Origin of the sequence: Lapillicoccus sp. (assembly GCF_025353065.1) — a bacterium.
In the GTDB taxonomy this organism is placed as follows: domain Bacteria; phylum Actinomycetota; class Actinomycetes; order Actinomycetales; family Dermatophilaceae; genus Lapillicoccus.
The window spans coordinates 1-2,020 of sequence record NZ_JANXRJ010000308.1; the positions used below are offsets into that span (position 1 = coordinate 1).

The following is a 2,020-nucleotide window of genomic DNA, read 5'->3' on the forward strand; positions in this document are numbered from 1 at the left end:
CGTGGTTGGTGCGCCGGTAGGTCAGCCGGTGGATCAGCCCCGGGTAGCCGTGAAAGGCGAAGATGACCGGGCGGTCGGTGGTGAACAGCGCGTCGAAGTCGCGGTCCGAGAGGCCGTGCGGGTGCTCGGTGTCGGGTTCGAGCCGCATGAGGTCGACGACGTTGACGACCCGGACGCGCAGGTCGGGGAGATGCTGGCGCAGGATGCTCGCGGCGGCGAGCACCTCGATGGTCGGCACGTCGCCGGCACAGGCGAGGACGACGTCGGGGTCGTCGCCGCTGCCGGTGCTGGCCCACTCCCAGAGGCCCACGCCACGGGTGCAGTGCGCCACCGCGTCCTCGATCGGCAGGAAGGTCAGAGCCGGCTGCTTCCCGGCGACGATCACGTTGATGTAGTTGCGACTGCGCAGGCAGTGATCGGCAACGCTGAGAAGGGTGTTGGTGTCCGGCGGGAGATAGACCCGCACGGCCTCGGCCTTCTTGTTGACGACGTGGTCGAGGAAGCCCGGGTCCTGATGGGAGAAGCCGTTGTGGTCCTGGCGCCACACGTGGGACGTGAGCAGGTAGTTGAGCGAGGCGATCGGCCGACGCCACGGCACCTGAGACGACACCTTGATCCACTTGGCGTGCTGGTTCATCATCGAGTCGATGATGTGGATGAAGGCCTCGTAGCAGTTGAAGAGGCCGTGCCGTCCGGTGAGGAGGTAGCCCTCGAGCCAGCCCTCGCAGAGGTGCTCGGAGAGGACCTCCATGACTCGGCCGTCGGGGGCGAGGTGGTCGTCACCTTCGATGACGGTGCCCGACCAGGCCCGGTCGGTCGTCTCGAAGACCGCCTGCAGGCGGTTGGACGCGGTCTCGTCAGGCCCCATGATCCGGAACGAGTCGCGGTTCGCGGCAACGACATCGCGCAGCCACTCGCCGAGCACCCCTGTGGGAGAGCTCATCTCGGTCGCCGGGTGGGCGACCGGCACGGCATACGCGCGGAAGTCGGGGAGCTCGAGGTCGCGCAGGAGGAGCCCACCGTTGGCATACGGGCTCGCACTCATCCGGCGCTCGGGCCGGGGCGCGAGGTCGGCGATCGACGGGACGAGTCGTCCTTCGCCGTCGAAGAGCTCCTCGGGCCGGTAGGAGCGCATCCAGTCCTCCAGGATCGCGAGGTGGCCGGGGTTGGTGCGCACCTCGGAGACCGGCACCTGGTGGGCGCGGAAGGTCCCCTCGATGGGCACGCCGTCGACCCAGCCGGGGCCGGTCCAGCCCTTGGGGGTGCGCAGGACGATCATCGGCCACCGCGGGCGCGGACCGCCGCCGCCGGAGCGGGCCCAGACCTGGATCGCCGTGATCTCGTCGAAGACCTCGTCCATCGTCTCCGCGAGCATCTCGTGCACCTGCCGCGGGTCGTCGCCGCTGACGAACCGCGGGGCGTGGCCGTAGCCCTCGAGCAGCTTGCGCAGCTCACCCTCGCCGAGCCGGTCGAGGACCGCGGGGTTGGCGATCTTGTAGCCGTTGAGGTGGAGGATCGGCAGCACCGCGCCGTCCCGGCGGGCGTCGAGGAACTTGTTGGAGTGCCAGCTGGCGGCAAGCGCACCGGTCTCCGCCTCCCCGTCGCCGATGACGCAGGCGACCACGAGGTCGGGGTTGTCGAAGGCTGCGCCGTAGGCATGGGCGAGCGAGTAGCCGAGCTCGCCACCCTCGTGCATCGAGCCGGGCGTCTCGGGCGAGGCGTGGCTGGGGATGCCGCCGGGGAAGGAGAACTGGCGGAACAGCCGCTCGATGCCGCGCTCGTCGGGAGTGATGGAGGGGTAGACCGCGCTGTAGGTGCCGTCGAGGTAGGCGCTGGCGACGACGGCCGGCCCGCCGTGGCCCGGGCCGGTGACGAAGAGGACCTTGGTGTCGCGCTCGCGGATGATCCGGTTGAGGTGCGCGTAGAGGAGGTTGAGCCCGGGGGTGGTGCCCCAGTGGCCGAGCAGTCGCGGCTTGATGTGCTCGGGAAGCAGCGGTTCGCGCAGCAGCGGGTTGCCGAG

The 2,020-nt window shown here is 70.0% G+C and carries 1 protein-coding gene; it reads right to left on the bottom strand.

The genetic code is table 11. From position 1 onward, the window contains the following. Nucleotides 1-2,020 (bottom strand): phosphoketolase (locus Q0R63_RS22360; RefSeq protein ID WP_295702315.1); only part of this gene is annotated, 2,020 nt, incomplete at both ends.